The 25,238-nt window shown below is 64.3% G+C and carries 29 protein-coding genes; 15 read left to right on the top strand and 14 right to left on the bottom strand.

Annotated features, from left to right (window positions below):
- The first annotated feature begins 8 nt into the window (after nucleotides 1-8).
- Both ACVW1C_RS09780 and ACVW1C_RS09775 read left to right on the top strand, forming a co-directional pair.
- Nucleotides 9-1,652, top strand: a complete 1,644-nt coding sequence (locus ACVW1C_RS09780; protein ID WP_456758242.1) for a GMC family oxidoreductase — start codon at nucleotides 9-11, stop codon at nucleotides 1,650-1,652.
- A 122-nt stretch (nucleotides 1,653-1,774) separates the two neighbouring features.
- On the top strand, nucleotides 1,775-2,860 hold the full coding sequence (locus ACVW1C_RS09775; protein WP_456756830.1) for an IS4 family transposase: 1,086 nt from the start codon (nucleotides 1,775-1,777) through the stop codon (nucleotides 2,858-2,860).
- Between the two features lie 346 nt (nucleotides 2,861-3,206).
- Here the strand turns inward: ACVW1C_RS09775 and ACVW1C_RS09770 are convergent, their stop codons facing one another.
- The 3 genes from ACVW1C_RS09770 to ACVW1C_RS09760 form a co-directional block, all read right to left on the bottom strand.
- Complete coding sequence (locus ACVW1C_RS09770; protein WP_456758241.1) at nucleotides 3,207-4,709, bottom strand: flavin-containing monooxygenase; 1,503 nt, start codon at nucleotides 4,707-4,709, stop codon at nucleotides 3,207-3,209.
- A gap of 72 nt (nucleotides 4,710-4,781) precedes the next feature.
- Nucleotides 4,782-5,624, bottom strand: a complete 843-nt coding sequence (locus tag ACVW1C_RS09765) for an AAA family ATPase (RefSeq protein ID WP_456758240.1) — start codon at nucleotides 5,622-5,624, stop codon at nucleotides 4,782-4,784.
- Between the two features lie 105 nt (nucleotides 5,625-5,729).
- Nucleotides 5,730-5,975 carry a GlsB/YeaQ/YmgE family stress response membrane protein gene (locus ACVW1C_RS09760; protein WP_456758239.1) on the bottom strand — a complete coding sequence of 82 codons (246 nt, stop codon included), beginning with the start codon at nucleotides 5,973-5,975 and terminating at the stop codon, nucleotides 5,730-5,732.
- 285 nt (nucleotides 5,976-6,260) lie between these two features.
- On the opposite strand from ACVW1C_RS09760, the gene ACVW1C_RS09755 reads away from it, so the two are divergent.
- The 3 genes from ACVW1C_RS09755 to sseA all read left to right on the top strand — a co-directional run bounded on the left by ACVW1C_RS09755 (nucleotide 6,261) and on the right by sseA (nucleotide 8,865).
- Nucleotides 6,261-7,436, top strand: coding sequence for a vWA domain-containing protein (locus tag ACVW1C_RS09755; protein WP_050632069.1), 1,176 nt, complete (start codon nucleotides 6,261-6,263; stop codon nucleotides 7,434-7,436).
- A gap of 57 nt (nucleotides 7,437-7,493) precedes the next feature.
- Nucleotides 7,494-7,907 carry a rhodanese-like domain-containing protein gene (locus tag ACVW1C_RS09750; RefSeq protein WP_456758238.1) on the top strand — a complete coding sequence of 138 codons (414 nt, stop codon included), beginning with the start codon at nucleotides 7,494-7,496 and terminating at the stop codon, nucleotides 7,905-7,907.
- A gap of 100 nt (nucleotides 7,908-8,007) precedes the next feature.
- Nucleotides 8,008-8,865, top strand: a complete 858-nt coding sequence (gene sseA, locus ACVW1C_RS09745; protein ID WP_456758237.1) for a 3-mercaptopyruvate sulfurtransferase — start codon at nucleotides 8,008-8,010, stop codon at nucleotides 8,863-8,865.
- A 10-nt stretch (nucleotides 8,866-8,875) separates the two neighbouring features.
- Here the strand turns inward: sseA and ACVW1C_RS09740 are convergent, their stop codons facing one another.
- Nucleotides 8,876-9,733 (bottom strand): hypothetical protein, encoded by an 858-nt coding sequence (locus tag ACVW1C_RS09740; RefSeq protein WP_456758236.1) that lies wholly within the window; start codon nucleotides 9,731-9,733, stop codon nucleotides 8,876-8,878.
- A 329-nt stretch (nucleotides 9,734-10,062) separates the two neighbouring features.
- On the opposite strand from ACVW1C_RS09740, the gene ACVW1C_RS09735 reads away from it, so the two are divergent.
- Nucleotides 10,063-11,310 (top strand): L,D-transpeptidase family protein, encoded by a 1,248-nt coding sequence (locus ACVW1C_RS09735; protein ID WP_456758235.1) that lies wholly within the window; start codon nucleotides 10,063-10,065, stop codon nucleotides 11,308-11,310.
- 101 nt (nucleotides 11,311-11,411) lie between these two features.
- The gene (locus tag ACVW1C_RS09730; protein ID WP_456758234.1) at nucleotides 11,412-12,155 is read left to right on the top strand and encodes a DUF4336 domain-containing protein; all 744 of its coding nucleotides are present in this window, start codon (nucleotides 11,412-11,414) and stop codon (nucleotides 12,153-12,155) included.
- 231 nt (nucleotides 12,156-12,386) lie between these two features.
- Here the strand turns inward: ACVW1C_RS09730 and ACVW1C_RS09725 are convergent, their stop codons facing one another.
- Nucleotides 12,387-13,349, bottom strand: coding sequence for a D-2-hydroxyacid dehydrogenase family protein (locus ACVW1C_RS09725; RefSeq protein ID WP_456758233.1), 963 nt, complete (start codon nucleotides 13,347-13,349; stop codon nucleotides 12,387-12,389).
- Between the two features lie 126 nt (nucleotides 13,350-13,475).
- Complete coding sequence (locus ACVW1C_RS09720; RefSeq protein ID WP_456758232.1) at nucleotides 13,476-13,718, bottom strand: hypothetical protein; 243 nt, start codon at nucleotides 13,716-13,718, stop codon at nucleotides 13,476-13,478.
- A 271-nt stretch (nucleotides 13,719-13,989) separates the two neighbouring features.
- Between ACVW1C_RS09720 and ettA the strand changes: the two genes are divergently transcribed.
- From ettA to ACVW1C_RS09705, 3 genes are all read left to right on the top strand, one after another.
- A complete protein-coding gene (gene ettA, locus ACVW1C_RS09715) occupies nucleotides 13,990-15,639 on the top strand; it encodes an energy-dependent translational throttle protein EttA (protein WP_456758231.1) in 1,650 nt (549 codons plus the stop codon).
- Nucleotides 15,640-15,805: 166 nt separating this feature from the next.
- A complete protein-coding gene (locus ACVW1C_RS09710; RefSeq protein WP_097672860.1) occupies nucleotides 15,806-16,390 on the top strand; it encodes a TIGR00645 family protein in 585 nt (194 codons plus the stop codon).
- Nucleotides 16,391-16,780: 390 nt separating this feature from the next.
- Nucleotides 16,781-18,013, top strand: a complete 1,233-nt coding sequence (locus ACVW1C_RS09705; RefSeq protein ID WP_456758230.1) for a lytic murein transglycosylase — start codon at nucleotides 16,781-16,783, stop codon at nucleotides 18,011-18,013.
- A gap of 85 nt (nucleotides 18,014-18,098) precedes the next feature.
- Here the strand turns inward: ACVW1C_RS09705 and ACVW1C_RS09700 are convergent, their stop codons facing one another.
- Nucleotides 18,099-18,383 (bottom strand): hypothetical protein, encoded by a 285-nt coding sequence (locus tag ACVW1C_RS09700; protein WP_029084043.1) that lies wholly within the window; start codon nucleotides 18,381-18,383, stop codon nucleotides 18,099-18,101.
- Between the two features lie 236 nt (nucleotides 18,384-18,619).
- On the bottom strand, nucleotides 18,620-18,925 hold the full coding sequence (locus ACVW1C_RS09695; RefSeq protein WP_050422015.1) for a hypothetical protein: 306 nt from the start codon (nucleotides 18,923-18,925) through the stop codon (nucleotides 18,620-18,622).
- Nucleotides 18,926-19,311: 386 nt separating this feature from the next.
- On the opposite strand from ACVW1C_RS09695, the gene ACVW1C_RS09690 reads away from it, so the two are divergent.
- The gene (locus ACVW1C_RS09690) at nucleotides 19,312-19,587 is read left to right on the top strand and encodes a (2Fe-2S)-binding protein (RefSeq protein WP_050422037.1); all 276 of its coding nucleotides are present in this window, start codon (nucleotides 19,312-19,314) and stop codon (nucleotides 19,585-19,587) included.
- 231 nt (nucleotides 19,588-19,818) lie between these two features.
- Complete coding sequence (gene bfr, locus ACVW1C_RS09685; RefSeq protein WP_029084046.1) at nucleotides 19,819-20,307, top strand: bacterioferritin; 489 nt, start codon at nucleotides 19,819-19,821, stop codon at nucleotides 20,305-20,307.
- Nucleotides 20,308-20,401: 94 nt separating this feature from the next.
- On the opposite strand, the gene ACVW1C_RS09680 is transcribed toward bfr, so the two are convergent.
- The 5 genes from ACVW1C_RS09680 to ACVW1C_RS09660 all read right to left on the bottom strand — a co-directional run bounded on the left by ACVW1C_RS09680 (nucleotide 20,402) and on the right by ACVW1C_RS09660 (nucleotide 23,421).
- Entirely contained in the window at nucleotides 20,402-20,812 is a 411-nt protein-coding gene (locus tag ACVW1C_RS09680) for a hypothetical protein (protein ID WP_456758229.1), read from the bottom strand.
- A 163-nt stretch (nucleotides 20,813-20,975) separates the two neighbouring features.
- Nucleotides 20,976-21,329: a hypothetical protein gene (locus tag ACVW1C_RS09675; RefSeq protein WP_456758228.1), complete on the bottom strand. Its 354-nt coding sequence runs from the start codon at nucleotides 21,327-21,329 to the stop codon at nucleotides 20,976-20,978.
- Nucleotides 21,330-21,484: 155 nt separating this feature from the next.
- Nucleotides 21,485-21,832, bottom strand: a complete 348-nt coding sequence (locus ACVW1C_RS09670) for an MmcQ/YjbR family DNA-binding protein (RefSeq protein ID WP_456758227.1) — start codon at nucleotides 21,830-21,832, stop codon at nucleotides 21,485-21,487.
- Between the two features lie 17 nt (nucleotides 21,833-21,849).
- A complete protein-coding gene (locus tag ACVW1C_RS09665; protein ID WP_456758226.1) occupies nucleotides 21,850-22,911 on the bottom strand; it encodes an alpha/beta fold hydrolase in 1,062 nt (353 codons plus the stop codon).
- A gap of 108 nt (nucleotides 22,912-23,019) precedes the next feature.
- Nucleotides 23,020-23,421 carry a nuclear transport factor 2 family protein gene (locus tag ACVW1C_RS09660; RefSeq protein WP_456758225.1) on the bottom strand — a complete coding sequence of 134 codons (402 nt, stop codon included), beginning with the start codon at nucleotides 23,419-23,421 and terminating at the stop codon, nucleotides 23,020-23,022.
- A gap of 139 nt (nucleotides 23,422-23,560) precedes the next feature.
- Between ACVW1C_RS09660 and ACVW1C_RS09655 the strand changes: the two genes are divergently transcribed.
- On the top strand, nucleotides 23,561-24,250 hold the full coding sequence (locus ACVW1C_RS09655) for an ArsR/SmtB family transcription factor (RefSeq protein WP_456758224.1): 690 nt from the start codon (nucleotides 23,561-23,563) through the stop codon (nucleotides 24,248-24,250).
- Nucleotides 24,251-24,267: 17 nt separating this feature from the next.
- On the opposite strand, the gene ACVW1C_RS09650 is transcribed toward ACVW1C_RS09655, so the two are convergent.
- A complete protein-coding gene (locus tag ACVW1C_RS09650) occupies nucleotides 24,268-24,513 on the bottom strand; it encodes a DUF2188 domain-containing protein (protein ID WP_173641286.1) in 246 nt (81 codons plus the stop codon).
- Between the two features lie 120 nt (nucleotides 24,514-24,633).
- Between ACVW1C_RS09650 and ACVW1C_RS09645 the strand changes: the two genes are divergently transcribed.
- Nucleotides 24,634-24,900 (top strand): DUF2277 domain-containing protein, encoded by a 267-nt coding sequence (locus ACVW1C_RS09645; RefSeq protein ID WP_456758223.1) that lies wholly within the window; start codon nucleotides 24,634-24,636, stop codon nucleotides 24,898-24,900.
- A gap of 98 nt (nucleotides 24,901-24,998) precedes the next feature.
- Complete coding sequence (locus ACVW1C_RS09640; RefSeq protein ID WP_456758222.1) at nucleotides 24,999-25,226, top strand: hypothetical protein; 228 nt, start codon at nucleotides 24,999-25,001, stop codon at nucleotides 25,224-25,226.
- Nucleotides 25,227-25,238 lie beyond the last annotated feature (12 nt).

The raw sequence follows: 25,238 nt of genomic DNA, 5'->3' as shown, positions 1-25,238 counted from the left end.
GCGAGACGATGGAAACGTTCGATTATGTGATCATCGGCGCAGGCTCCGCCGGGAGCGTGCTGACCAACCGGTTGAGCGAAGACGCTGCTGTCAGGGTGTGCGTGCTCGAGGCAGGGCCGAGCGACTGGCATCCCTACATCCATCTGCCGGCCGGCTTCATCAAGACCTTCCACATGAAGAGCGTGAACTGGGCCTATCAGCAGGAGCCCGGTCCCTACACCGGCGGCCGCAGCATCTATGCGCCACGCGGCAAGACTCTCGGCGGCTCGTCCTCGATCAACGGCCACATCTACAATCGCGGCCAGCGCCAGGACTTCGACACCTGGGCGCAGCTCGGCAATCGCGGCTGGGGCTATCCCGACGTGCTGCCGTACTTCCGGCGCATGGAGCGTCGGATCGGCGAGGGCGACGACACCTATCGCGGCCGCAACGGCAATCTCACCGTCACCACGATGGACTGGCAGGATCCGCTCTGCGAGGCCTTCATGGCGGGCGCGGTCAGCCTCGGCATTCCGCGCAATCCCGATTACAACGGCCAGATCCAGGAGGGCGTCTCCTACTGCCAGCGCACCATCCTGAACGGCCGCCGGGTCAGCGCTGCGACCGCATTCCTGCATCCGGCGCGGAAGCGGCCGAATGTCGACGTGCGCACGCATGCGCATGTCACCGGCATCATCTTCGAGGGCAAGCGCGCGGTCGGCGTGCGCTACAATCGCGGCGGCAAGCACGGCGATCCGCTGGAGATCCGCGCCACCAAGGAGGTCATCCTCTCCGGCGGCGCCTACAACTCGCCGCAGCTGTTGCAGCTCTCCGGCGTCGGTTCGCCCGAGCTGTTGCGGTCGCACGGCATCGAAGTGCGCCACGCGTTGCCCGGTGTCGGCGAAGGCCTGCAGGATCACTACGCGCCGCGCTCGGTGGCGCGGGTCAAGAACATCCGGACCATCAACGAGCTACGCCGCGGCCTCAGCCTGTGGGGCGAGGCGATCAAATGGGCGACGACCCGGCGCGGCCTGCTGTCGCTGTCGCCGACCATGGTCTACTGCTTCTGGCATTCCGGCGAGACCACCGAGAGCTCCGATTTGCAGCTCACCTTCACGCCGGCGAGCTACAAGGAAGGCGTGCAGGGCCAGCTCGAGGACGAGCCCGGCATGACGGTGGCCTCATGGCAGCAGCGGCCGGAGAGCCGCGGCTATGTCCGGATCCGCTCCGCCGATCCGTTCGCGCCGCCGATCATCCAGACCAACTATCTCGCCGAGGAGATCGACCGCCGCGTCGTCGTCGCCGGCATGAAGCTGGCGCGCCGGCTGCTCGCCTCCGAGCCGCTCAAGCCGTATTTCGCCTATGAGGATTTTCCGGGTCCGAAGGTCACGAGCGACGACGAGTTGCTCGCGGCCGCGACCCAGCGCGGCACCACCACCTTCCATCCCGGCTGCACTTGCCGGATGGGCCCGGCCGACGCGCCCTGGGCCGTGGTCGACGACCAGCTTCGGGTCCACGGCATGGAGGGCCTGCGCGTGATCGACGCCTCGATCATGCCGCGGATGATCTCAGCCAATCTCAACGCCTCGACCTTGATGATCGCCGACAAGGCCTCCGACATGATCCGCGGCAAGACCCCCGAGGCCGCCGCGAAGCTGCCGGAATATGCGTGAGGGGCTGTTCGTACGACGATAACCGTTCAGCGTCGTCCCGGCGAAGGCCCATAGGCGCTAAAATAGGATTTGCGCGTTGAATTTGTATGTGATTCCAAGAAGGGATGAGACACGAATCGCTTGTGAACGAAGACTGGGCGCGTGTTGTTGCTCGGCTTGGTGGGGCTGAGGCTCTGGAGGTTGGCGCGCGCGAGACGAAGGCGTTTGTTCGTCCGCGCGAGATCACCAATGCGGTTGATTTGCTGCGGCTGATCCTTGCGTATTGTCTGGGCACGCGGGGTTTGCGGCTGACGGCGGCGTGGGCGACGTCGGTGGGCCTTGTCGACATCTCCAACGTGGCTCTGTTGTATCGCTTGCGTCAGTCCGGAGATTGGCTGGCGCAACTGATAGGTCAGGCACTTGCGAGTGGTGCGCCGAAGGCAAGCCGCGGTCGGCTGATCCGCATCGTTGACGCCACGACGGTCCCCAAAGCCGGAACCGAGGGCAGGCAAAACAACGCAGTGTGGCGTATCCACAGTGCGTTCGATCTTCCGCAAGAGCGCTTTGGGCACTTCGAGCTGACCGATGAGGGCGCAGGCGAGACACTGGATCGGATACCCGTGACTGCCGGCGAGATCCGTCTTGCCGACCGTGCCTACCTGCAACCAGAGCGCATGGCGCATCTGGTCGATGCCGGCGCGGACTTCGTGATCCGCGCGGGCTGGAAGAGCGCGCGTTGGCTGGATCGCAACGGCAACCTTGTCGATCTCATCGCAGAGCTGCGCAAGGCCTTGGCAGGCGGCATGATCGATCGACCGATCTGGATAGAGCGCAAGTCCGGTGCGCAACCGCTTGCTGTGCGCTTGGTCGCGGTCAAAAAGCCGGCGCATGCGGCCGCGGAGGCGCGACGCAAGGCACGCAGGACAGCCCAGAAGGGAGGCCATCAACTCTCCAGGCAAACGCTTGAGGCCGCAGATTGGGTAATCCTGGCGACCTCGCTCAAGGGCGAGGACTTCACGGCTGCTGACGTCATTGCCCTCTACCGGTTGCGATGGCGGATTGAGCTCGGCTTCAAGCGGCTGAAGAGCTTGATTGGCTTGAAGGGACCTCCCGGAACTGACCAGCGGTCCGCTAAACCCCATATCCTCGCTCACCTGCTGATCACTCTACTGCTCGAGCCGTTGGTCGACGAACTCGAGGACTCTCCCCGCTTGGACGAAGCCGCCTGACCGGACCTTCCGCATGGCGCCTGCTACGTCAGCTCATCGCCTCATTGCTCCAAGCCGTCATTCCCCAACCCACGATCGCTTGTCTGCGCAGAGCAAGCCGTGCTCTCCGGCGACATCTGCGCGAGCCCCCCAGACGCAAGCGCCGCTATCAGGCAATGATCAAACTATCTTAGCGCCTATGGGCGAAGGCCGGGACCCAATCACCGAGGTCATTGTTGCGTGTCAGTGGAATGACGAGTCCCGTCGACAACATCCGCCGCGGAGTATGGGTCCCGGCCTTCGCCGGGACGACAGCGGAGAGTGTGTGGCCGTTAGCAACTCAGGATAACGGGAAACTTGCAGGAGCTCAGCCGTAGACGAACGCCTTGTCCTCAAGGTCGATCGCCGGGAATTCGTCCTTCTCGGCCCAGTAGTCCTGGTTGTGCTGCCATTCCGGCTTGTCGCCGCGTTTCGGCAGCAGGTGCATGCCGCGCATCATGTAGCCGGGGTTGAAGTTCTCCGGATCGATCCACGGCAGCAGCGGCATGTTGTGGTCTTCGGGGCGCAGCTCGGGCGTCACTTTCTTCGCGCCGGTCGCCTTCATGTGCTTGAGCATGCGGCAGACGAAGTCAGCGACCAGATCGACGCGCAAGGTCCAGCTGGCGCGGAAATAGCCGAACACCCAGACGAGGTTCGGCACGCCGGTGAACATCATGCCGCGATAGGTCACGGTGTCCTTGAAGTCGAGCGGCTTGCCGTCGATTGCGAAGTCGATGCCGCCGTTCGCGGACAGGTGGAAGCCGGTCGCGGTGATGATGATGTCGGCCTCGAGCTCCTTGCCGGACTTGAGCAGGATGCCGGTCTCGGTGAAGCGCTCGATCTCGTCGGTGACGACCGAGGCCTTGCCGCCCTTGATGGCGTGGAACAGGTCGGCATCCGGGATGAAGGCGATGCGCTGCCGCCACGGCCGGTAGCGCGGCGTGAAGTGGGTGGCGATGTCGAAGTCCTTGCCGAGGACGGCCTCGACCGCCGCCAGCAGGTCCTTCTTGGCGCCCTCGGGCTCGGCGAAGGTCCGCTTGGTGAACGCGTCCTGCTCGAACAGGATCTTGCGGCGGGTGATCTCGTGGATCCAGGCCTCGTCGACCTGCAGCCGGCGCAGTTCCTCGGCGATCTCGATCGCGTTGCGGCCGGTGCGGAAATAGGTCGGCGAACGCTGCAGCATGGTGACGTGTCCGGCGTCCTTGGCCAGCGCCGGGATCAGGGTCGCGGCCGTGGCGCCGGAGCCGATCACGATGACGCGCTTGCCCTTGTAGTCGAGATCATCGGGCCAGGTCTGCGGATGCACCACCGTGCCCTTGAACTTCGCCATGTCGGTCCATTCGGGCGTGTAGCCCGCGTCATGGCGGTAGTAGCCCTGGCACATCCAGAAGAAGTTGCTGGTGAAGCGCAGGTGCTCGCCGGTGTCGATGCGCGTGGCATCGATGGTCCAGAGATTGGTCTCGTTCGACCAGTTCGCCGCGGTGATGGTGTGGCGATAGCGGATGTGGCGGGCGAGGTCGTTCTCCTCGATCACCTCGCCCATGTATTTCAGGATCTCGGCGGCGCTGGCGATCGGAGCGCTGGTCCACGGCTTGAAGCGGTATCCGAACGTGTGCAGGTCGCTGTCGGAACGGATGCCGGGATAGCGGTGGGTGGACCAGGTGCCGCCGAAAGTCTTCTGCGTCTCCAGCACCACGAAGCTGGTGCCCGGGCACTGCGTGGTGAGGTGGTAGGCGGCGCCGACGCCGGAGATGCCGGCGCCCGCGATCAGGACGTCGAAATGCTCGGTCGTGACGGGCTCGGCGGCGCGGATTTGGGTCTGGACGTTCATCTTCCCTGGTCTTCTTGTTGGTTGGAGCGGTTCAGCAAAACGCCGGAGCGAATGCCCCGGCGCTTGCGTGTACTAGACTTCGCGGCGGCTGAGGAACGCCAGCCGCTCGAACAGGTGTACGTCCTGCTCGTTCTTGAGCAGCGCGCCATGCAGCGGCGGGATCAGCTTGCGCGGGTCGCGCTCCCTGAGCATCTCGGGCGTGATGTCCTCGTTCAGCAGCAGCTTGAGCCAGTCGAGTAACTCGGAGGTCGACGGCTTCTTCTTCAGGCCCGGCACCTCGCGGACCTCGAAGAAGATCCGCAGCGCTTCTTCCACCAGCCGCTTCTTGATGCCGGGGAAGTGCACGTCGACGATCTTGTTCATGGTGTCGGCGTCGGGGAACTTGATGTAGTGGAAGAAGCAGCGGCGCAGGAAGGCGTCCGGCAGTTCCTTCTCGTTGTTCGAGGTGATCATCACGATCGGGCGCAGCTTCGCCTTGATGGTCTCGCCGGTCTCGTAGACGTGGAACTCCATGCGGTCGAGTTCGAGCAGGAGGTCGTTGGGGAATTCGATGTCGGCCTTGTCGATCTCGTCGATCAGGAGCACCGGGCGCTTCTCGTTGGTGAAAGCCTCCCACAGCTTGCCGCGCTTGATGTAGTTCTTGATGTCGGAGACGCGCGCGTCGCCGAGCTGGCTGTCGCGCAGGCGCGACACCGCGTCGTATTCGTAGAGGCCCTGCTGCGCCTTGGTGGTCGACTTAATGTGCCAGGTCAGAAGCGGCGCATCGATCGCCTTGGCGACTTCTTCGGCCAGCACGGTCTTGCCGGTGCCGGGCTCGCCCTTCACCAGCAGCGGGCGCTCGAGCACAATGGCGGCATTGACGGCGACCTTGAGGTCATCGGTGGCGACGTAGTCCTTGGTACCCGTGAATTTCATCGATCTGTTTGCCTTGCTTCGTTCGTTGGCCGCATGGGTCTCACCTTGGGCCTCAACATGAAACGACCGCTCTCGCAGCGGCCGTCGGAAATGCCGATTGTTCGATCAGGCCCGCCTGATCAGCGACAGAATCACCAGCACGACGACGGCACCGATCGTCGCGTTGACGATGTCGCGGACCGCGCTGCCGCCGAGGCTGATGCCGAGTTGCGGCAGCAGCCAGCTCGCCACCAACGCGCCGATGATGCCGACAACGATGTTGCCGATCAGTCCGAAGCCCGCGCCGCGCACGATCAGCCCCGCGAGCCAGCCGGCAATCGCACCGATCACCAGTGCCGCAATGATGCCCATTCAAACGTCCTGCCCAATGTCTTGTCAGGCGCAATTGTAATTGAAAAAGCGGGGCGGTCTAGGGCGGATTCCGCGGCGCAGCGGTACCCTGAACGGCGCGGCGCGCATGGAATGTCGATCGTCATGTTTCCGCCGCGCGGAATGACCGACGCACGGATACGGGGCGGGGCGTCGTTGGGTGGACCCCGCAAGACCTGGCGCCAGGGGCCATATCAAGGCGGATCGCCGGTCTCGGCATGGCTCGGCCCCTTGACGCCACCGGTCCAGCGGGCGATCTAGGTGAGTATGTTCCTGCAGTTCTTCACATCGCTGCGCGACGCCCAGGTCCCCGTGACGCTACGGGAATATCTGACCTTGATGGAAGCGCTTGACGCCGATCTCGCCGAACAGACCGTCGAGAACTTCTACTATTTGTCGCGCGCCGCCCTGGTGAAGGACGAGCGCAATCTCGACAAGTTCGACCGCGTGTTCGGCACCGTGTTCAAGGGGCTCGAGAGCCTGCTCGACGCCATGGGCAAGGCGGAGATCCCCGAGGAGTGGCTGAAGAAGCTCGCCGAGAAATATCTCACCGAGGAAGAGAAGAAGCAGATCGAGGCCATGGGCTGGGACAAGCTCATGGAGACCTTGAAGAAGCGGCTCGAGGAACAGAAGGGCCGCCACCAGGGCGGCAGCAAATGGATCGGCACCGCCGGCACCTCGCCGTTCGGCGCCCATGGCTACAATCCCGAGGGCGTGCGGATCGGGCAGGAGAAGAACCGCAACAACCGCGCCGTGAAGGTGTGGGACAAGCGCGAGTTCAAGGATCTCGACGGCAATGTCGAGCTCGGCATCCGCAACATCAAGGTCGCGCTGCGGCGGCTGCGCAAGTTCGCGCGCACCGGCGCGCCCGACGAACTCGATCTCGACACCACGATCAAGGAGACCGCCAACCACGGCTATCTCGACGTGCACATGCGGCCCGAGCGGCGCAATGCGGTCAAGGTGCTGGTGTTCTTCGATATCGGCGGCTCGATGGATTCGCATATCGAGCAGGTCGAGGAACTGTTCTCGGCCGCCAAGAGCGAATTCAAGCACATGGAATATTTCTACTTCCACAACTGCCTCTATGAAGGTGTCTGGAAGCAGAACAAGCGGCGCTTTACCGATCGCACGCCGACCTGGGACGTGCTGCACAAGTATCCGCACGACTACAAGGTGGTGTTCGTCGGCGACGCCTCGATGTCGCCTTACGAGATCATGGTGCCAGGCGGCTCGGTCGAGCATGTCAACGAAGAGGCCGGCTCGGTTTGGCTCGACCGCATCACGCGCACCTATCCGCACGCGGTGTGGCTCAATCCGGTGGCGCAGAAGCACTGGGACTATTCGGAATCGACCACCATCATCCGCCGCCTGTTCTCCGAGCGCATGTATCCGATCACGATCGAAGGTCTGGAGAACGCGATGCGGGAGCTGGTAAGGTAGCCGCACAAGGCGTCGCGCGCCGGCGGGCGCGCCAACAACATCCAGGGAGAGAGCTCCATGCCCCAGCACATCCACCGCGGCATCAAGGTGATGATCGACGAGGCCAATGCTGAGATCGAGACCATCAGCGCCGCCGATGCGATTACGCTGATCGGCAAGAACGACGTTGTCATCGTCGACATCCGCGATCCCCGCGAGATCGAGCGCGACGGCAAGATCCCCGGCGCGTTCGCCTGCACCCGCGGCATGCTCGAGTTCTGGATCGATCCGAACAGTCCCTACGCCAAGCCGATCTTCCAGGAAGACAAGAAGTTCATCTTCCACTGCGCCGGCGGTCTGCGCTCGGCGCTCGCGGCCAAGACCGCGAAGGACATGGGCTTGAAGCCGGTCGCGCATATAGGCGGCGGCTTCGCCGCCTGGCGCGAGGCCGGCGGTCCGATCGAGGCATGGGAGCCGAAGAAGAAGGGCTAAGCCAGGATGTCACACGCGGGCTTGACCCGCGTGTCCATCGTTTCGAAGCAAGACGGATTGCCGGATCAAGTCCGGCAATGACGATGGAGAGACAGGTAAGATGACAACCACCGACGATCCGCTCGTTTCGACCGAATGGCTGGCTGCGCATCTCGGCGACGCCAACGTCAAGGTGCTTGACGCGACCTTCAAGCTGCCCGGCGTGCTGCCGCTGCCGAAGGACGACTACCTCGCTGCGCATCTGCCCGGCGCCGTGTTCTTCGACGTCGATGCGGTGTCCGATCATTCCAATCCGCTGCCGCACATGTTTCCGAGCGCCGAGCAGTTCGGCCGCGACGTCGGCGGGCTCGGCGTCAGCAATACCGATACCGTCGTGATCTATGACGCCGGCGGCTGGGTCGCCGCGCCGCGCGCCTGGTGGATGTTCCTGTCCTATGGCCATCGCAATGTGCGCATTCTCAACGGCGGTCTGAAGAAATGGCGCGCCGAGGGCAGGGCGGTCGAGAGCGGCGAGGTGAAGCCGAAGCCCGCGACCTTCGCGGCGAGCTACGATCCGAAGCGCGTGCGCAGCATCGAGCAGATGATCGCCAATGTCGAAAGCCGCGCCGAGCAGGTGGTCGATGCGCGCGCCGCCGAACGCTTCGAGGGCCGTGCGCCGGAGCCGCGGCCGGGCATCCGCGCGGGCCACATCCCGGGCGCCCGCAACGTGCCCTACAACCAACTGTTCGATGCGGCGACCGGCGAGATGAAGCCGCTCGACGATCTGCGCAAGTCGTTCAGCGGTGCCGGCGTGAAGCTCGATGCGCCGATCGTGACGAGCTGCGGCTCCGGTGTCTCGGCCGGCGTGCTGACGCTCGCGCTCTACCGGCTCGGCGTCACCGACACCGCGCTCTATGACGGCTCATGGTCGGAATGGGGACAGGCGAGCGGCCCGCCGATCGCGACGGGGCCAGCCTGATAAATAGCTTCTAACGCCGGGTGAGCGGCACCAGGGTCGGGTTGCCGAACGGATCGAGCTGCTGCTGAACGGCCTGCCGCACTGGCGGCGCGCGGACGATCCGCCGGCGCTCCTTGCGATGTGCCGGCTTGCTGGTCGCGTTGCGCTCCGGCTTCTTCGCCTTGGTGGCCTTCGGCGCTGCCGGCGCTTCGACGACAACTTCGGGCCCGCCCAGCGTTGCGATCCTGGTCGCGGCTGCGATCGCTTCGGGTGACGGCTGTGGTGTCGGCTCCGGCGCAGCCATCGCGGGGGCCGGTGCTGCGGGCGCGGGTTCGCCGGGTGCGGCAGGCGGATCGGTAACGGCCGCGACCTTGGCCGCGGCCGGCGCCGGTGCCGCTTCCGCGGATACCGGTGCGGGCTGCGGTGCGGGCGACAGATCCGCGGCAGGAGGCTGCTGAGCGACCTCGGCGGATTGCACCGGTGCGGGAGTTTCGACCGTCTGGGCTTCCTGATTCGGCGGGGCGGGCGGCGGATCATCCGCCTTCACCGCGGCGAGCTTCGCCGGCTCGGCAGGAGGCAAGGCTTCGGCAGGAGGCGCGGCTTCGGCAGGAGCAGCCGGCTCGGATGCGACTGGCTCGGACGGTATCGAGGGCGGCGGACTGTCGGCCGCCGTCTTGTCTGCGGCTGATGGCTCGACCCGCACCATGGCGAGCACCGGCGGGGCCTCGGGCTGCTGCGCGAACTGCGGCTCGGGCGGCGCCCGGCGGGCCGGAATGCTGGCGAATTCCTCATGCGCCGCGCGAAACAGCGCGGCTGCTCCTAACCCGAACACCAGAAGCGACGTCGCCAGCACGATCGCGGCGAACAGGAATCGAAGGCCGGGGAGCATGGGCGCGGGTTCCCCCTTCTGCGGGAGGGTCTTTGATGTCGAGGGAACGCGGTGACCACACAAGAAGGCCGGCGTCGCGAGCGCGAATCAGGCCGATTCGAAGATATCGCAACCCTCGGAGACTGTTTGTTACAAAATGCGGGTGATTGATGACTTTGGGCAGGTGGACAAACATTCCCCAACCCATGGGACATCTTTGCCGCAGCGCTGACCGCACATCACAAAAGCCCGAAATGGCCCGGATTTCGCGGATTTGTCTTGAATGCGCCGCTATCTTCCTGCATTGGGCCGTTAACAGTCCAGTGTGGCTTGGGGACTATAATAGAGCAATGATGATCAACCGCATTCTGACGATTTGCGCTGCCGCGGCTCTCGGCGTGGCGGGAACCTCGCTTGCGCGTGCGCAGCAGGGCTATCCGGCTCCCCAGGGCCCGGCCTATTCGGTCGCGCCGCAGCCCTACTCGCAGGGCAACATGCCGGATTTCGACTCGCTCGACGATGAAGATGTGCCGCGCAATTCGGCCGCGCTGCCGCCGCCCGGCCCGGTGATGTCGCCGGATGATCCGCGCTATGGCCGCCCGATGAATGCGCCGGTGTATTCCGATCGTGGTGCGCCGTCCGGTCCCGTGATGTCGCCGGACGATCCGCGCTACGGCCGCCCGATGAATTCCCAGCCGGTCTACTCCGACCGCGGTGCGCCGACTGGTCCTGTGATGTCGCCCGATGATCCGCGCTATGGCCGTCCCATGGGGCCGCCGCCGGTGATCTATGGCGATCGTCCGGGCGCGCAGCAGGCCAACCGAGACAATGGCGTTCCGGCAGCCGGCGTGTCCTATGGCGACGATCGCGGCGGCATGCGTCCGCCCGAGGGCGTGACCGGAGCGGTGCCGCATCAGCAGGCGCCGGTCGATGCCAATGGCAAGCCGGTGCAGATCGCAGCGTTGCCGCCGGACGAGCAGCCGGAAGACGGTCCGGCGCAACTGGCTCCGAATCTGCGTCGCCAGGAAGTGGCGTTCGCGACCAAGGAGCCGGCAGGCACCATCGTCGTCGATACGGCGAACACCTACCTTTATTATGTCTTGGGCAACGGCCGGGCGATCCGTTACGGCGTCCGCGTCGGCCGCGACGGCTTCACCTGGACCGGCGTGCAGAAGATCACCCGCAAGGCCGAGTGGCCGGATTGGCATCCGCCGACCGAGATGATCGAGCGTCAGCCCTATCTGCCGCGCTTCATGGCAGGCGGCCCCGGCAACCCGCTCGGCGCCCGCGCGATGTATCTCGGCTCGACCGTGTACCGCATTCACGGTACCAACCAGCCGTCGACCATCGGCAAGTTCGTCTCGTCGGGCTGCATCGGCATGCTGAACGAGGACGTCTCGGACCTGTTCGAACGCGCCAAGGTCGGCACCCGCGTGGTCGTGCTGCCCGGTGGCCCGCCGCCGGGAACGACGACGGCTTCCGCCGCGCCGCCGCCCAACCCGATGGCTCCCGCGCCGACGCAGGCCCAGGCCGCGCCGCTGCCCGGCACGCAGCCGACCTCGGTCCAGCCGCTGCCAGCGCCGGTCACCGTGCGCTAGGCCAATCGGCAAGTTGATCATTGAAAAAGGCGCGCCAACGGCGCGCCTTTTTTGTTGCAACCAGCCTGTCTGTTTCGACGTTGCCGCTATGAGGCTATGCGATGCTGGAATCCCGCCTGACCTATCCACCGCTGAACACGCCGAAACTGGTCGCCGACGATGTGTGGATCGTCGACGGCCCGGTGATCCGGTTCGGTCCGCGCGGGTTCGCGATGCCGTTTCCGACCCGCGCCACGATCCTGCGTCTGCCCGGCGCGCAGCTCTTCATTCATTCGCCGACCCCATTGGTGGATGAACTCAAGGCCGAGATTGCCCGTCTGGGCAGGCCGCACTGGATCATCGGGCCGAACCGCCTGCATTATTGGTGGATACCGCAATGGCATGCGGCCTATCCCGACGCGCGTGTCTTTCTCGCGCGCGGCATCGCACAGCAGGCCGGTGATCGGCTGGCTCTCGATGGCGAGCCGCTGGAGCAGCGATCGGGCTATCCCTGGGATGAATGGATTGCGACGCTTCCGGTGGCCGGCAGCTACATGACGGAGGCCGTGTTCTTCCATCTGAAGTCACGCACGTTGGTGCTCACCGACCTGATCGAGAATTTTGAAGCCAAACGAATTGGTTCGCCGTTGATGCGATTGCTGACCTGGATCGGCGGCGTGCGCGATCCGGACGGCAGTATGCCGCGCGACATGCGTCTGACATTCCGGCGCGACAAGGCGGCGCTGAAGGCCGCCGTAGCCTGCATGATCGGATGGGATCCGGAACGTATCATCCTCGCCCATGGCCGCTGGTACGACCGGAACGGCCGCGCCGAGCTCGAACGCGCATTCCGCTGGCTCGGCTAAAGCGTGATGAGATTAGGTTGAGCTCGAGCGGCGGTGGGATTTCACCTCTCCCTTGGGAGAGGTCGGCGCGCAGCGCCGGGTGAGGGATTACGGTCTCTCGTTAGCGCTGCGGCCCCTCACCCGATTTGCTGCGCAAATCGACCTCTCCCCGCTGGGGAGAGGTGAAACGAAGCCGCGGTCGAACCGATTCGATCTAAATTCATCTTGCGCTAGCCGCAGCGAATGTTCTGGTCAGGCCAGGCGCTGCGGCGGCTCGCCGCCTTTGGTGAAGGCGTCGATGCACGCGACCATCTGCTGATAATGCGTTTGCAAGCTCTCGCGCGTCGCATAGCCGAGGTGCGGCGTGATCACGACGTTGTCGAGCTTGCGAAGCGGATGATCCGACGGCAGTGGCTCGACCGAGAACACGTCGATGCCGGCGCCGGCGATCTTCCTCTCGCGCAATGCCGCAAACAGCGCGTCTTCGTCGACGATCGGCCCGCGTGCGGTGTTGACGAGATAGGCTGATGGTTTCATGCGGGCGAGATCGGCGGCGCCGACCAGTCCGCGCGAGCGCGGGCTCAGCACGACATGGATAGTGATGATGTCCGATGTCGCGAACAGTTCGTCCTTGCCGGCGTAGCCGACGCCGGCCTCCTTGCATTTCTCCGGCGTCAGGTTGGGGCTCCAGGCGATCACGTTCATGCCGAACGCCTTGGCCATGCCGGCGACCTTGCTGCCGAGCTTGCCGAGGCCGATGACACCGAGCGTCTTGCCCTCGATCTCGGTGCCGGCAAAGCTCTGCCACGGCTCGCCGGTGTGCATCCGCGCATTCTCGCGGCCGATGCCGCGGGTCAATTCCAGGATCAGGCCCATGGTCAGCGGCGCGGTGGGATCGCGGCTATATTGGGTGCCGCACAGCACCACGTTGCGCGCCTTGGCGGCCTCCATGTCGATCGCGGCGTTGCGCATGCCCGATGTGATCAGGAGCTTCAGCCTGGGCAGCGCGTCGAGCAGGCTGCGCGGGAACGGCGTGCGCTCGCGCATCGCGCAGATGATCTCGAATTCCCTGAGCTTGGCCGCTGCTTCCGCCTCGCTCGCGAACGGCTTGTCGAACACGGTGACCTCGACGCGGTCCCCGATCGACGGCCAGTCGGCCAGCGACAGCGCGATGTCGAAATAGTCGTCGAGGATTGCACAGCGGAGCCGCGTCATCGGAAGGGTCCATTCAGGGTGAGGGCGACGGCGGGCAATGAACCGTCGGGAAGCCCCGGATGGTTACGCGCAATCGGCAGTCGCGCAAGCGGCCGCGGTTTCAAAATGCGGCGATTGTCACATAGCTCAGGATGGCTTGCGCGTCTTCGCGGTGCGGATATCGGCGAGCATCGAGCGGACCGCAGGCGACAGCGCCGTCTGCTTGGCACGGCAGGCCGGACCCGGGCCGCGCATGTAGTGCAGTTCCGGCCGGTAGGAATTGAAAGCCCTGGCAATGAAAGCCCGCCAGAACGCGCTGAATTCGGCGAACAGCGTCGCCTCGCGTTTGGTCGTTGGGCGCGAAAGAGGGGCTGAAATGATGGTAGCCATGACGCGGCCTCAACTGTTTGATCGCGGTTCTGCCGCGAAAATCGCCGTTTTCGGCGTTGAGAACGAGTTTTGGCCTGATTTATTAAAAGATAGTTTCAATTGTCGTGATTCGGCGCGCACAGGGCGCCGACCCCGTAATCACCCGTGGCGAATGGACGGAACGTGGTGAACGGATGGAAAACGACCGCCCCGCGGTTGCGCTTTCGGGGGCCGGCCGTTACATCGGCGGCAGCAAAATTTCCACAAATCGGATCAATTCCAGGGACAGCGGATGGCTCGCCAGTTCATCTATTTCATGCAGGGTCTGACCAAGGCGTATCCGACCCGGAAGGTGCTCGATAACATCCATTTGAGCTTCTATCCGGACGCCAAGATCGGCGTGCTCGGCGTCAACGGCTCGGGCAAGTCGACGCTGCTCAGGATCATGGCCGGCCTCGACAAGGAGTATAACGGCGAGGCCTGGGTCGCCGAGGGCGCCCGTGTCGGCTATCTCGAGCAGGAACCGCACCTCGATCCCGCGCTCAATGTCCGTGAGAACGTCATGCTCGGCGTCGCCAAGCAGAAGGCGATCCTCGACCGCTACAACGAGCTGGCCGTCAACTACTCGGACGAGACGGCCGACGAAATGACCAAGCTGCAGGACGAGATCGAGGCGCAGGGCCTGTGGGATCTCGACAGCAAGGTCGACCAGGCGATGGACGCGCTGCGCTGCCCGCCCGACGATGCCGATGTCACCAAGCTCTCGGGCGGTGAACGCCGCCGCGTCGCGCTGTGCCGCTTGCTGCTCGACCAGCCGGAATTGCTGCTGCTGGACGAACCGACCAACCATCTCGACGCCGAGTCGGTGTCATGGCTGGAAGGCCATCTGCGCAACTATCCCGGCGCGATCCTGATCGTGACCCACGATCGCTACTTCCTCGACAACGTCACCGGCTGGATCCTCGAGCTCGACCGCGGCCGCGGCATTCCCTACGAGGGCAACTACTCGTCCTGGCTGGTGCAGAAGCAGAAGCGGCTCGAGCAGGAGGGGCGCGAAGACGCCGCGCACCAGAAGACGCTGGCCCGCGAGCAGGAATGGGTGGCGTCCTCGCCGAAGGCGCGCCAGGCCAAGTCGAAGGCGCGCTACCAGCGCTATGAGGATCTGCTCAAGAAGGCGAGCGAGAAGCAGACCCAGACCGCGCAGATCATCATCCCGGTCGCCGAGCGGCTCGGCGCCAACGTCGTCGACTTCGAGGGCCTCAGCAAGGGCTTCGGCGATCGGCTTTTGATCGACGATCTCACCTTCAAGCTGCCGCCCGGCGGCATCGTCGGCGTGATCGGCGCGAACGGCGCCGGCAAGACCACGCTGTTCAAGATGATCACCAAGCAGGAGACGCCCGACAAGGGCACCATCACGGTCGGCGAGACCGTGCATCTCGGCTATGTCGACCAGTCGCGCGACGCGCTCGATGGCAACAAGACCGTGTGGGAGGAAATCTCCGGCGGCAACGAGCTGATCCTGCTCGGCAAGAAGGAAGTCAATTCGCGCGGCTATTGCTCGGCGTTCAACTTCAAGGGCGCCGACCAGCAGAAGAAGGTCGGCGCGCTGTCGGGCGGTGAACGCAACCGCGTGCATCTCGCCAAGATGCTGAAGTCGGGCGCCAACGTGCTGCTGCTCGACGAACCGACCAACGACCTCGACGTCGACACGTTGCGTGCACTGGAAGAGGCGCTGGAGGATTTTGCCGGTTGCGCCGTCATCATCAGCCATGATCGCTGGTTCCTCGACCGCATCGCGACCCACATCCTGGCCTTCGAGGGCGACAGCCATGTCGAATGGTTCGAAGGCAACTTCCAGGATTACGAAAAGGACAAGATGCGCCGGCTCGGCCAGGACAGCATCATTCCGCACCGCGTGAAGTACAAGAAGCTGACTCGGTGAATCGGTTCAAGCGGTCGACGCGGCCATCTTGCCGCGCTCGACCGTTCCTCGTTTGCAGGATCGTGACGGCATCGCGGCGCAATCTGCGGCCAGTTGTCGCTTTTCAAGTGCGCGGGATTGCGTAGATAGAGCGCTCCGCAATTCTCAATTCCGCGAGCACTCCAACATGTCCGCACTATCAGACGCGCCCGCCCGCTCGAAGGGCCGGTCGCTGCGTCCCGTTCCCATGCTGATCTTCGGATCGCGCTGGCTGCAATTGCCCCTCTATGTCGGCCTGATCATCGCCCAGGGCGTCTATGTCGTGCTGTTCCTGAAGGAGCTGTGGCACCTGTTCGCCCATGCCTTCGATTTCAGCGAGCAGCAGATCATGCTGGCCGTGCTCGGCCTGATCGACGTCGTGATGATCTCGAACCTGCTGGTGATGGTGATCGTCGGCGGCTACGAGACCTTCGTGTCGCGCCTCAATCTGCAGGGACATCCGGACGAGCCGGAATGGCTCAGCCACGTCAATGCCAGCGTGCTGAAGATCAAACTGGCGATGGCGATCATCGGCATCTCCTCGATCCACCTGCTGCGCACCTTCATCGAGGCCGGTGCGCTGTCGTCCGGCAAGGGCACCTACACCGAGACCGGCGTGATGTGGCAGACCATCATCCACTGCGTCTTCATCCTGTCGGCGATCGGCATCGCCATCGTCGACAAGCTGTCGAACGACTCGATCGAGGGTGCCAAGCAGCAGGGTGGGCATTAGCCGAGACAACTAAAGCTTGATGAGATCAGGCTGAGCCGGAACGGCGTCGAAAGTTCACCTCTCCCTTGGGAGAGGTCGATTTGCGCAGCAAATCGGGTGAGGGGTTACGGTCTATCGAGAGAGCAAGAGCCCTCACCCGGATTGCACTGGACGATGCTTCGCATCGCCGAGAGCAATCCGACCTCTCCCCGACGGGGAGAGGTGAACCGAAAGCGCGGCAAGCCGATGCGAAGTTCGTGCGATTTCGCGGCAGCCGCTTTCACGAACTTCGCATTCATAAAGCACACTAGAGTCATAAGTTTGCTAGTGTCCTTATCGAATCCGAAGTTCGCTCCGAAGGTGCGGCGAGTGATGCGAACTTCGGATTCGGGACACTAGGTGAGATCGATCATGAAATGGCCAGCCACCATCGTCGCATGCGCGGTGCTGCTGTGTGCGCCGCTGCAACGGCCCGCATACGCTGCCGACGCCGCGTTCACCCAGTTCATCGCCTCGCTGTGGCCGGAGGCCAAGGCGGCCGGCGTGTCGCGCGAAACCTTCGATCGCGAAACGCGCTCCCTAGAGCCCGACTACAAGCTGCCCGACCTGATCCTGCCCGGACGTCCCAAGACCGGCGCGCCGGCGCAGGCCGAGTTCGTCCAGGTGCCGGCCGACTACATCAAGGAAGCCTCGATCGCGCGGCTCGCCGCGGAGGGGCAGCGGCTGCTGCAGAAGTATCGTCCGTCGCTCGACGCGATCGAGAAGCGGTTCGGCGTGCCCGCCACCATCGTGCTGGCGATCTGGGGCCGCGAGACCGACTATGGCCGCTATTCGCTGCCCTACGACGCGCTGCGCGTGGTGGCGACGCAGGCCTATGTCGGCCGGCGCAAGGATCAGTACCGTACCGAGTTCATCCTCGCGCTGAAGATCCTCGGTGAGGGCGTCGTGACGCGCAAGGAGCTGCGCTCATCCTGGGCCGGGGCGACCGGCTACACCCAGTTCCTGCCGTCGGAATATTACAAGCACGGCGTCGACCTCGACGGCGACGGCCGGGTCGACATCTGGCACTCGGTGCCGGACGCGCTCGCTTCCGCCGCGCAGCAGCTCGTCAACAAGGGCTGGCAGCCCGGCGTGCGCTGGGCCTACGAGGTCACAGCACCCGCCAATGCCGATTGCACAATCGGTGTGCCCGAAGTGACAAAACCGATCAGCCAGTGGCTGCGGGCAGGCTTCGTGCCGGTGCGCGGCGCGAGGCTCAGCGCCACCGAGCAGGCGCAATCGGCCTCGCTGCTGCAGCCTGAAGGCATTTACGGTCCGGCCTTCCTGACCACGCCGAACTACTTCGTGATCAAGGAGTACAATTTCTCCGACCTCTATGTGTTGTTCGTCGGCCATCTCGCCGACCGCATGACGAGCCCGCAGCCATTCGCGACGCCATGGTCGGCGTCGAAGCAGCTGCGCTCGGCCGACGTCGAGGCGATGCAGCAGCAGCTGACGAAGATCGGGCTCTACAAGGACAAGCTCGACGGCAAGGCCGGGATGCAGACCCGCGCCGCGCTCGGCGCCTATCAGAAGCAGGCCGGGCTGAAGGTCGATTGCTGGCCGAGCGAGGCGGTGCTGCGCGCGATGAACGGGCAGCGCTGATAGCCAAGCCTGCCTGGTGGCGGAAAACAAAAACCCGGCCGCGAGGCCGGGTTTTCGAGGGTGATGCTGAAAGCGTGTCGGTCGATCAGTCGCAAACCTGGATGCGACGGAAGCGCCAGCCGTAGCCGTCCCAGAAGCGTTCACGAACCCAGCGGCACGGAGCTTCTTCGACGTAGGTCGGGGCCGGTGCAACATAGACCGGGGCCGGGCGAGCGCCAGCAATCGCGCCGCCGAGCAGGGCGCCGCCGATCAGGCCGCCGGCAACGCCGGCCGCGACGGCGCCGCCGTCACCAGCCTTGGCAGCCGGAGCAACCGCCAGCGAACCGGCAATCGTGGTAACGGCGACAAGGGCAGCTAAAGTCTTCTTCATGTCTTTGGCTCTCCTGGAAAGTGGTGACGTCGTGGTTCGACGCCGGGTTTAGGTGACTCACACGCTGATCTCGAACTGCTGTCTTGCTAAACAGCGCAGAACAGTCAACCGAAAGTAAACGTCCGCAGGCTCATCGCGCAGAAAAGCGGTTTTTTCTGGCCTTCTACAGTAGATGTCCCGGAGCAACAGTCGGTTTTCCGGGACATCTGGTTCGAATTAATCGAGATGAACGGCGATCAATCGCAAACGCGCACGCGGCGAACGCGCCAGGTGTAGCCGTCCCAGAACCGCTGGCGCTGCCAGAAGCAATCGGGACCGTAACCGGGCTCGGCGACATAGGCCGGACCGGGCGCGTAGTAGCCATAGCCCGGACCGTAATAGCCGTTCTGCGAAGCGATCGCGCCGCCGACGATGGCGCCGCCGATCAATCCCGCAGCGACGCCAGCGGCGACACCGCGTTGTGCCTGGGCGGGGGCGGGCACCGCCACGGCCGAAACCGCCAGAGTGGCGGCGGCGCAAAGCGCCAGCAATGTCTTCTTCATGACCTCACCTTTCTCACGGGAGCAGCGACAGCGTACGTGGGCGACCTGACTCGCGCTAAGGGTTCCATATTCCGCTTGAACGATCAATGAACGACGCTGCCGTATTCGCGTCCAAATGCTTGCAGCTTTTGGCATATCTTGCAACGCACAAGCTTGTAGCCGCAGTGAACCGGTGCTTGTGGCGGTGGAAGCCGGGATTGGCCCCGGGAGACCGGCCTGATGGATCTCCTATTCCCGAAAGGCGGGACCGCACGATTTAGACTCATTCCAATATGAATCCCGCATCAGTTTGGAATTGCTACAAGAACGGCTTTTTCCTTTTGCATCCGGGCGGAGCCGACAATATCCATATTGGCGAGCATCACCCGTTGGACCCGCCTCCTCTGATGATTGTCTGTTCCTGTAACGTCCTCAGCGACCACGATGTCCGCAATGCCGTCAATGGCGGCGGGTCTGTGACACGAAATGCTAAGCAGGTGTATGGCTGCCTCGGCTGTAGCGCCGAATGCGGCCGCTGCGCGCGCACCATCAAGGCGATCATCGACGAGGCGCTTGGCCCCTGCGCCAAGGCCTGCTGTTCCGGCTGCCCCCACAGCGGCCATCCCCACGCTGCCAACGACGAAGACGCCGAGCCGGCCGAATTCGCGCTCGCGGCCTGCTAGGGCCATTTTTCGATTCTGTTCGACGCAGAACCGAAGCTCTCCCGTTTCAGTCCGTTTTCTCCATACGATCCAACTGCCACGTCGCTGGAAACGCTCGGCGTCCGCCAAATCCACCCGAATCCGGTTATCCACGCGCCGCTTCCGCGAAGGGTTGCCCTCTCCGGTAATCTGACTTAGAAGCGTTCTAAATTCAGTGCTGGCCGGTTTTGGCCGCGACAGGTGGAGTGGATCATGCAAGGCGACCCGAAGGTCATCGATTATCTGAACAAGGGGCTGCGCAGCGAGCTGACCGCCATCAATCAGTACTGGCTGCACTACCGGATGCTCAACAATTGGGGCCTCCTGGAGATGGCCAAGGTCTGGCGCAAGGAGTCCATCGAGGAGATGGAGCACGCCGACAAATTCGTCGACCGCATCCTGTTCCTCGACGGCTTCCCGAACCTGCAGGTGCTCGATCCCCTGAAGATCGGCCAGGACGTCAAGGAGATCATCGAGTGTGACCTGGCCGCCGAGATCGGCGCCCGCACGCTCTACCAGGAGGCGGCGACCTACTGCCACGGCGTCAAGGACTATGTCAGCCGCGACTTGTTCGAGAAGCTGATGAAGGACGAGGAAGACCACATCGACTTCCTGGAGACCCAGCTCGACCTGATCAAGCGCATCGGTCTCGAGCTCTACACCCAGAAGCACGTCGGTCATCTGAAGGGCGAGGAGTCCTGATCGGCTTCTTCACGCTCGGAGAGTGGCTCAAAATGCGAGAGGCTGTCCTTGCGGGCGGCCTCTTTCGTTTTCGCGATCCGGATGAAGCGATCGGTCAGTAGCAGCGGATGATGTTGATGGTGCGATCGCCGTCGCGGCCGGGCACCGTCACGCTCTCGGTGGGGCAGCTCGATACATAAGGCCGATCCGACGGCACCACGGCCGGCGGATATCGATGCGCCCAATCCCAGGGCACGTCCTGGGTGTAGGTGTAGCGAACGTCGTTCGACGCCGGCGCCGGGACCCCGGCGGCGAAGGGAACATCTGCCGCGCCATCATAGTATCCGCCTGCGTCCGGCAACACGATGCCGGGCACGCGCACATGATGACGGAAGGCCGGATAATGGGAGGAAAACGTGCCGCGCGGCGCCGTTCCGGATCTCGCATGGGTTGAGGTCGAGGAAGCAAGCAGCAGCGCTGCAACGCCAAGGGACGCCATCAGCGCCCCATATGTTCGATACGCCATTGTTCGACAAGCCATGGCACGCACCAACTCGCGATTACGGAGCATTTGTGCAGACGCTAGGCCGCGCCTGAGGGCGCCCGCAAACTCATCCTTAATTATTGGTTAAAAAGTAAGGTTAACAGGAGGTATCTGTTTCAAATTGATGCGATTGCGTGGCGGCGCGTCAAACCGCGTCCGCCGGAACGAAGCAGCTGATGACGATGTTGCCGCGGTGGTGCACGTACCACACCACGGCCTCGCCGACCGGGTTGCCGCGATCGCGGATGATGGCGCGCTCCGGCACCATCATCCATTCGCCCTCGATCGGCACCCAATAGGCTCCGCCCCGAACGTCATAGCTCGTGCGATGGCCGTCGGAGATATCGCAGCACGGCACGCCGTTGGGCGCGATCACGCTCTTGAACCAGGCGCGGATATCGGCCGGTACGTTGTCGTATTGGCCGTTGTCGAACGCCAGCGCTGCGCCCGCCATCATGGCGAGCCACGCAAGCACCGCGCCATGCGTGAGCCTTCGCATTGCATCCCTCCGCGACAGCCTTGTGACACGCGCGCAGCGTCCCGCGCGCGAATCCGATGTTTGTGCGATTAGGCCCGAACCGCGCACGAGATGCATGCCCAAAGAATCAGCGAGGCAGCGCTGCTGTCCCGTGATGCAGTGCGGGATCGCCGCGTTCAGGCCTGCGTCTTCGTTCGCGTCTTCTTCGCAGGCTTTGCCGCGATATTGTCCCGGGCCATTGTCAGCGCGCTACGCAACGTGACCTGATCGGCTTTCGCGAGGCGGACATTGGTGCTGCCGCCCTTGCCCCAGCCGCCCGGCACCGGCCGGAAGATTTCCGGCTCGGCCTCGACGACGACAGCCTGTTGCTCCGGCGTCAGCTTCACCATGCCCCAATCCTTGTCGGGATAGCCGAGCGTTGCGAAGATGCGGTTGCCGACGCGAAAATCGGCGGTGCCGTGATGCGCGCCCTCAATCACCTCGGGCAGGCTCAGCGCGACCTTGCGGAAGCGATTTGCGGACATCGCCTCGATCTCGACCGCTACATCGTTCGTTGCGGTGCCGTCTGCAGCAATTCCTGCAACTGCCTGGCATAGAACTTGGCATCGCCGGTCGTGAGGTGGCCGCGTGTCTCGCTGCTCGCCGGGATCAGGTCAATCCGGCCGCTCTTGATCCGCTTCACCGCTGCCTCGGTGACGCCGGTCTCCGGCGGATTGCGCTCGTCGTCGGCCGCGTTGATCGCAAGCAGGGTGGCCTCGATCTTCTCCATTCCCGCCGACGGATCGTAGTCGTGCGAGGCCTCCCATTGATAGATGTAATCATTGGCATCTGCGGTGACCGGCAATGCCAGCTGCTCATCGACCATCTTGTCGGCTTGCGGCGCGGACGGCGCCAGCGCCTGATAGCCGAGCGTGCCGCCGGCGCTGGCGAAGCGATAGGCCGCGATGGCGTATTTCATCATCCGCGGCTGGCTCGTGTAGTTGCCGCCATTGTAATCGGGATCGTTGCGGATCGTTTCCAGCATCGTCCGGCGCAGGATCCAGTTGCGCGCCGCCATCGCAGTCGGCTGCGAGGCCATCGGCACCAGGACGTCCATCATCTGCGGATAGCGCACGCCCCAGATCCAGGTGTGCATGCCGCCCATCGAGTTGCCGATCACGAGCCGCAGGTGCTTGATGCCGAGCCCTTCGGTGACGAGCCGGTACTGCGCGTCGACCATGTCGTTGTAGTCGTATTTCGGAAAGCTAGTCCGCATCGCATCCGACGGCTTCGACGATTTGCCGTGGCCGATGCCGTCGGGGATGATGATGTAGTATTTCGCCGCGTCGAGCGGCTGCCCCGGGCCGAACAGCTGGCCGGCAAAGGTCGGCGTCAGCATGCTGGCGGCCGAGCCGCCGGAGCCGTGCAGCACCAGCACCGGCTGTCCGGTCGGCGCGCCGACCGTGGTGTAGTGCAGCCGCAGTTCCGGCATCACCTCGCCGCTGTGGAACTTGAAGTCCTTTGCGATCCACTCGCCATCCTGCGGCGCAGGATAATCTGCGGCCATTGCCGGTACCGACATCGAGACGAGGGCGGCCAGCAGCGCCGCACATGAACGGATCATGGTGTTTCTCCCCACGCGCGGCGCACTTGTCCAGCCGCTTCCACGCAAGCCTAGCATGACGGGAAAGCGTTGTCCGAGAGCTGCGCCGCGCGGCTGGCGAAGATGTGCTCAGTTCGCCCTCAGCACGTTCAGCGCATACCATCCCCAATAGACACGGTGACGCTGGATCAGGCCGTCCTCGATCTCCATGACCTCGACGAGGTCCATCTGATCGCCATCCGAGGACTGGCGCGGATATTCCCAGGTGAGAATTCGGCCGTCGCTGAAGAAACCCTGCTTGAAGCGCCGCCGCTGCGGCGGGTTGGTGCGGAACACGTGCGTGATGAACGCGCGCAGCGCGGCGCGGCCCTGGACGATCCCGTCCGTGGTCTGCATCAGGTGCTGGACCAGCGGGCTTTCGATCGAGGCATCGGGCGCATAGAGCGCCAGCGCTGCCTCGAGGTCCTTGTTGCCGAGGGCCTCGTCCCAGAGCCTATAGATGCGTTCCGCGTCGGTATTGTTGGCTGTCATGATTGTTCCCTTGCGTTTCGTCTGATGGCACCGATTTGAGCGGAAGAGGTTGTCGCGACGTTTCAGGAAAAACTGAAATGAGTTTCACGGCACGGCGAATGCGCGTAGGACGTTTCAGCGCGATCTGGAGGACGATGCGGTGAGATCATCCCAATCCGTGCAGACGGGATTTTCGCGGATCGCCGAGGCATTGGGCGATCCGGTGCGCGAGGCCATGGTCGGTGCGCTGGCCGACGGCAAGGCGCTGCCGGCCGGCGAGCTTGCCGCGGTGGCCGGCATTTCGCCGCAAGGCGCCAGTGCGCATCTTCAGAAGCTGGTGGATGCGCGCGTGCTGTCGGTGTGGGCACAGGGCAGGTTCAGATATTACCGGATTAGGGACGACGATGTCGCGGCGCTGATCGAGAGCCTGGTCGATCTTGCGGCGAAAGCCACGGCCGGGCGCAAGCGTGCGATGCCCGCCGAGCAGCTCAGGCAATCGCGCACCTGCTACCATCATCTGGCGGGCCAGCTCGGCGTGCTGCTGTCGAATGCGCTGGTGCGCCGCCGCCTCGTCATCATCGACGGCCGCGATGGTCGCGTGACCGAGCAGGGGCTGGCCTGGTGCCGCGCCGAAGAGATCGATTTCGATCCGGCGCGGCGACCGCACCTGCGGCTCTGCAATGACTGGACCGAGCGCGTGCCGCATCTCGCGGGTCCGTTCGCCAATGCCGTGCTGGCGCGGATGGTCGCGATGCGCGGCGTTGCGCCGCATCGGATTCCGCGCGCGTTGCGGATCACCGACCGCGGGCGGGCGTTCTTCTACCGGCTCGGCGTGCAGGTTCCATTCTGAAGCCGCCGAACGTGAAACTAGCGGCCGTCCTCGACCTCGGTCTCCGGGCGGTCATTGCCGGAGGCGGTTTCGGTCAGCCATTTGCCGTCCGACGTCTCGTACTGGATCGCCTCGGTGCGGCCGGGAACGCGTTGCTCGTTGGCGGCGCGCCGGGCGGCGGCAAGCGCCGCGGCGTGGGTTGGAAACGGCTCCGAGAACACCCCGTCGACGGTATAGGCCCAGCCGCCGTCGTGCTGGACGACCTTGTAGATCACGTGGCTCATCCGGAACCTCGTTTTCCATCGTGGACGATGAGGCTGCCACAATAGACCACGATGTCGTATTTTGCAGCAGCCGATCGTCCTTGAGACACAAGCCCCGAGGTGCGGGCGAGGGAGACCGACATGTGCCGCAATATCAAGACGCTGTTCAACTTCGAGCCGCCCGCCACCGAGGATGAGATCCACGCCTCGGCGCTGCAATTCGTGCGCAAACTGTCCGGCTTCAACAAGCCGTCGCAGGCCAATGAGGCCGCCTTCCACCTTGCGGTGACCGAGGTCTCGGACGCCGCGCGCAGGCTCCTGATCTCGTTGCAGACCACGGCGCCGGCACGCGATCGCGAGGTCGAGGCGGAGAAGGCGAGGGAGCGCTCGCGGCTGCGGTTCGGCTGAGGCCATGCTGAGGCTCGCGCATTCCGTGATGCGGGTCACGGTATGGTGCCATGCCCCCAGGCATCATGGCCGTTCACCCCGGTCCTGGAGCAAACGCCATGAAGCCTGCCGCCCTGCTCACATTCTGTTCGATTGCGTTCGCCGTGCTCTGGACCTGCGGCATGCTGTGGTCGAGCGGCACGATCGACCTCGCCAACGTCATCATCCTGTCGGCCTGCGGCGCGTTCGCGGGTGTTGCCTGGTACTACGCGATGCGCTGGGTCTTCCAGCTCATGCAGATTGCCCGGCCGCCAGATCCTCCGGCCAATCCGGGCACCGAGCGCTGAGCATCGAGCGCG

The organism is Bradyrhizobium sp. USDA 4011, assembly GCF_054063415.1.
Note: the sequence above shows the minus strand (reverse complement) of the source record. Positions and strands in the feature narration are given on the sequence as shown.

Coding starts and splice junctions, on each gene's coding strand:
- ACVW1C_RS09770 (WP_456758241.1), bottom strand. CDS start 4,709: ATGAACGTCCAGACCCAAATCCGCGCCGCCGAGCCCGTCACGACCGAG.
- ACVW1C_RS09700 (WP_029084043.1), bottom strand. CDS start 18,383: ATGAAGAAGACTTTAGCTGCCCTTGTCGCCGTTACCACGATTGCCGGT.
- ettA (WP_456758231.1), top strand. CDS start 13,990: ATGGCTCGCCAGTTCATCTATTTCATGCAGGGTCTGACCAAGGCGTAT.
- sseA (WP_456758237.1), top strand. CDS start 8,008: ATGACAACCACCGACGATCCGCTCGTTTCGACCGAATGGCTGGCTGCG.
- ACVW1C_RS09730 (WP_456758234.1), top strand. CDS start 11,412: ATGCTGGAATCCCGCCTGACCTATCCACCGCTGAACACGCCGAAACTG.
- ACVW1C_RS09760 (WP_456758239.1), bottom strand. CDS start 5,975: ATGGGCATCATTGCGGCACTGGTGATCGGTGCGATTGCCGGCTGGCTC.
- ACVW1C_RS09640 (WP_456758222.1), top strand. CDS start 24,999: ATGAAGCCTGCCGCCCTGCTCACATTCTGTTCGATTGCGTTCGCCGTG.
- ACVW1C_RS09675 (WP_456758228.1), bottom strand. CDS start 21,329: ATGCGAAGGCTCACGCATGGCGCGGTGCTTGCGTGGCTCGCCATGATG.
- bfr (WP_029084046.1), top strand. CDS start 19,819: ATGCAAGGCGACCCGAAGGTCATCGATTATCTGAACAAGGGGCTGCGC.
- ACVW1C_RS09710 (WP_097672860.1), top strand. CDS start 15,806: ATGTCCGCACTATCAGACGCGCCCGCCCGCTCGAAGGGCCGGTCGCTG.
- ACVW1C_RS09755 (WP_050632069.1), top strand. CDS start 6,261: ATGTTCCTGCAGTTCTTCACATCGCTGCGCGACGCCCAGGTCCCCGTG.
- ACVW1C_RS09780 (WP_456758242.1), top strand. CDS start 9: ATGGAAACGTTCGATTATGTGATCATCGGCGCAGGCTCCGCCGGGAGC.
- ACVW1C_RS09765 (WP_456758240.1), bottom strand. CDS start 5,624: ATGAAATTCACGGGTACCAAGGACTACGTCGCCACCGATGACCTCAAG.
- ACVW1C_RS09665 (WP_456758226.1), bottom strand. CDS start 22,911: ATGATCCGTTCATGTGCGGCGCTGCTGGCCGCCCTCGTCTCGATGTCG.
- ACVW1C_RS09680 (WP_456758229.1), bottom strand. CDS start 20,812: ATGGCGTATCGAACATATGGGGCGCTGATGGCGTCCCTTGGCGTTGCA.
- ACVW1C_RS09705 (WP_456758230.1), top strand. CDS start 16,781: ATGAAATGGCCAGCCACCATCGTCGCATGCGCGGTGCTGCTGTGTGCG.
- ACVW1C_RS09695 (WP_050422015.1), bottom strand. CDS start 18,925: ATGAAGAAGACATTGCTGGCGCTTTGCGCCGCCGCCACTCTGGCGGTT.
- ACVW1C_RS09650 (WP_173641286.1), bottom strand. CDS start 24,513: ATGAGCCACGTGATCTACAAGGTCGTCCAGCACGACGGCGGCTGGGCC.
- ACVW1C_RS09670 (WP_456758227.1), bottom strand. CDS start 21,832: ATGTCCGCAAATCGCTTCCGCAAGGTCGCGCTGAGCCTGCCCGAGGTG.
- ACVW1C_RS09690 (WP_050422037.1), top strand. CDS start 19,312: ATGATTGTCTGTTCCTGTAACGTCCTCAGCGACCACGATGTCCGCAAT.
- ACVW1C_RS09645 (WP_456758223.1), top strand. CDS start 24,634: ATGTGCCGCAATATCAAGACGCTGTTCAACTTCGAGCCGCCCGCCACC.
- ACVW1C_RS09725 (WP_456758233.1), bottom strand. CDS start 13,349: ATGACGCGGCTCCGCTGTGCAATCCTCGACGACTATTTCGACATCGCG.
- ACVW1C_RS09735 (WP_456758235.1), top strand. CDS start 10,063: ATGATGATCAACCGCATTCTGACGATTTGCGCTGCCGCGGCTCTCGGC.
- ACVW1C_RS09740 (WP_456758236.1), bottom strand. CDS start 9,733: ATGCTCCCCGGCCTTCGATTCCTGTTCGCCGCGATCGTGCTGGCGACG.
- ACVW1C_RS09720 (WP_456758232.1), bottom strand. CDS start 13,718: ATGGCTACCATCATTTCAGCCCCTCTTTCGCGCCCAACGACCAAACGC.
- ACVW1C_RS09750 (WP_456758238.1), top strand. CDS start 7,494: ATGCCCCAGCACATCCACCGCGGCATCAAGGTGATGATCGACGAGGCC.
- ACVW1C_RS09660 (WP_456758225.1), bottom strand. CDS start 23,421: ATGACAGCCAACAATACCGACGCGGAACGCATCTATAGGCTCTGGGAC.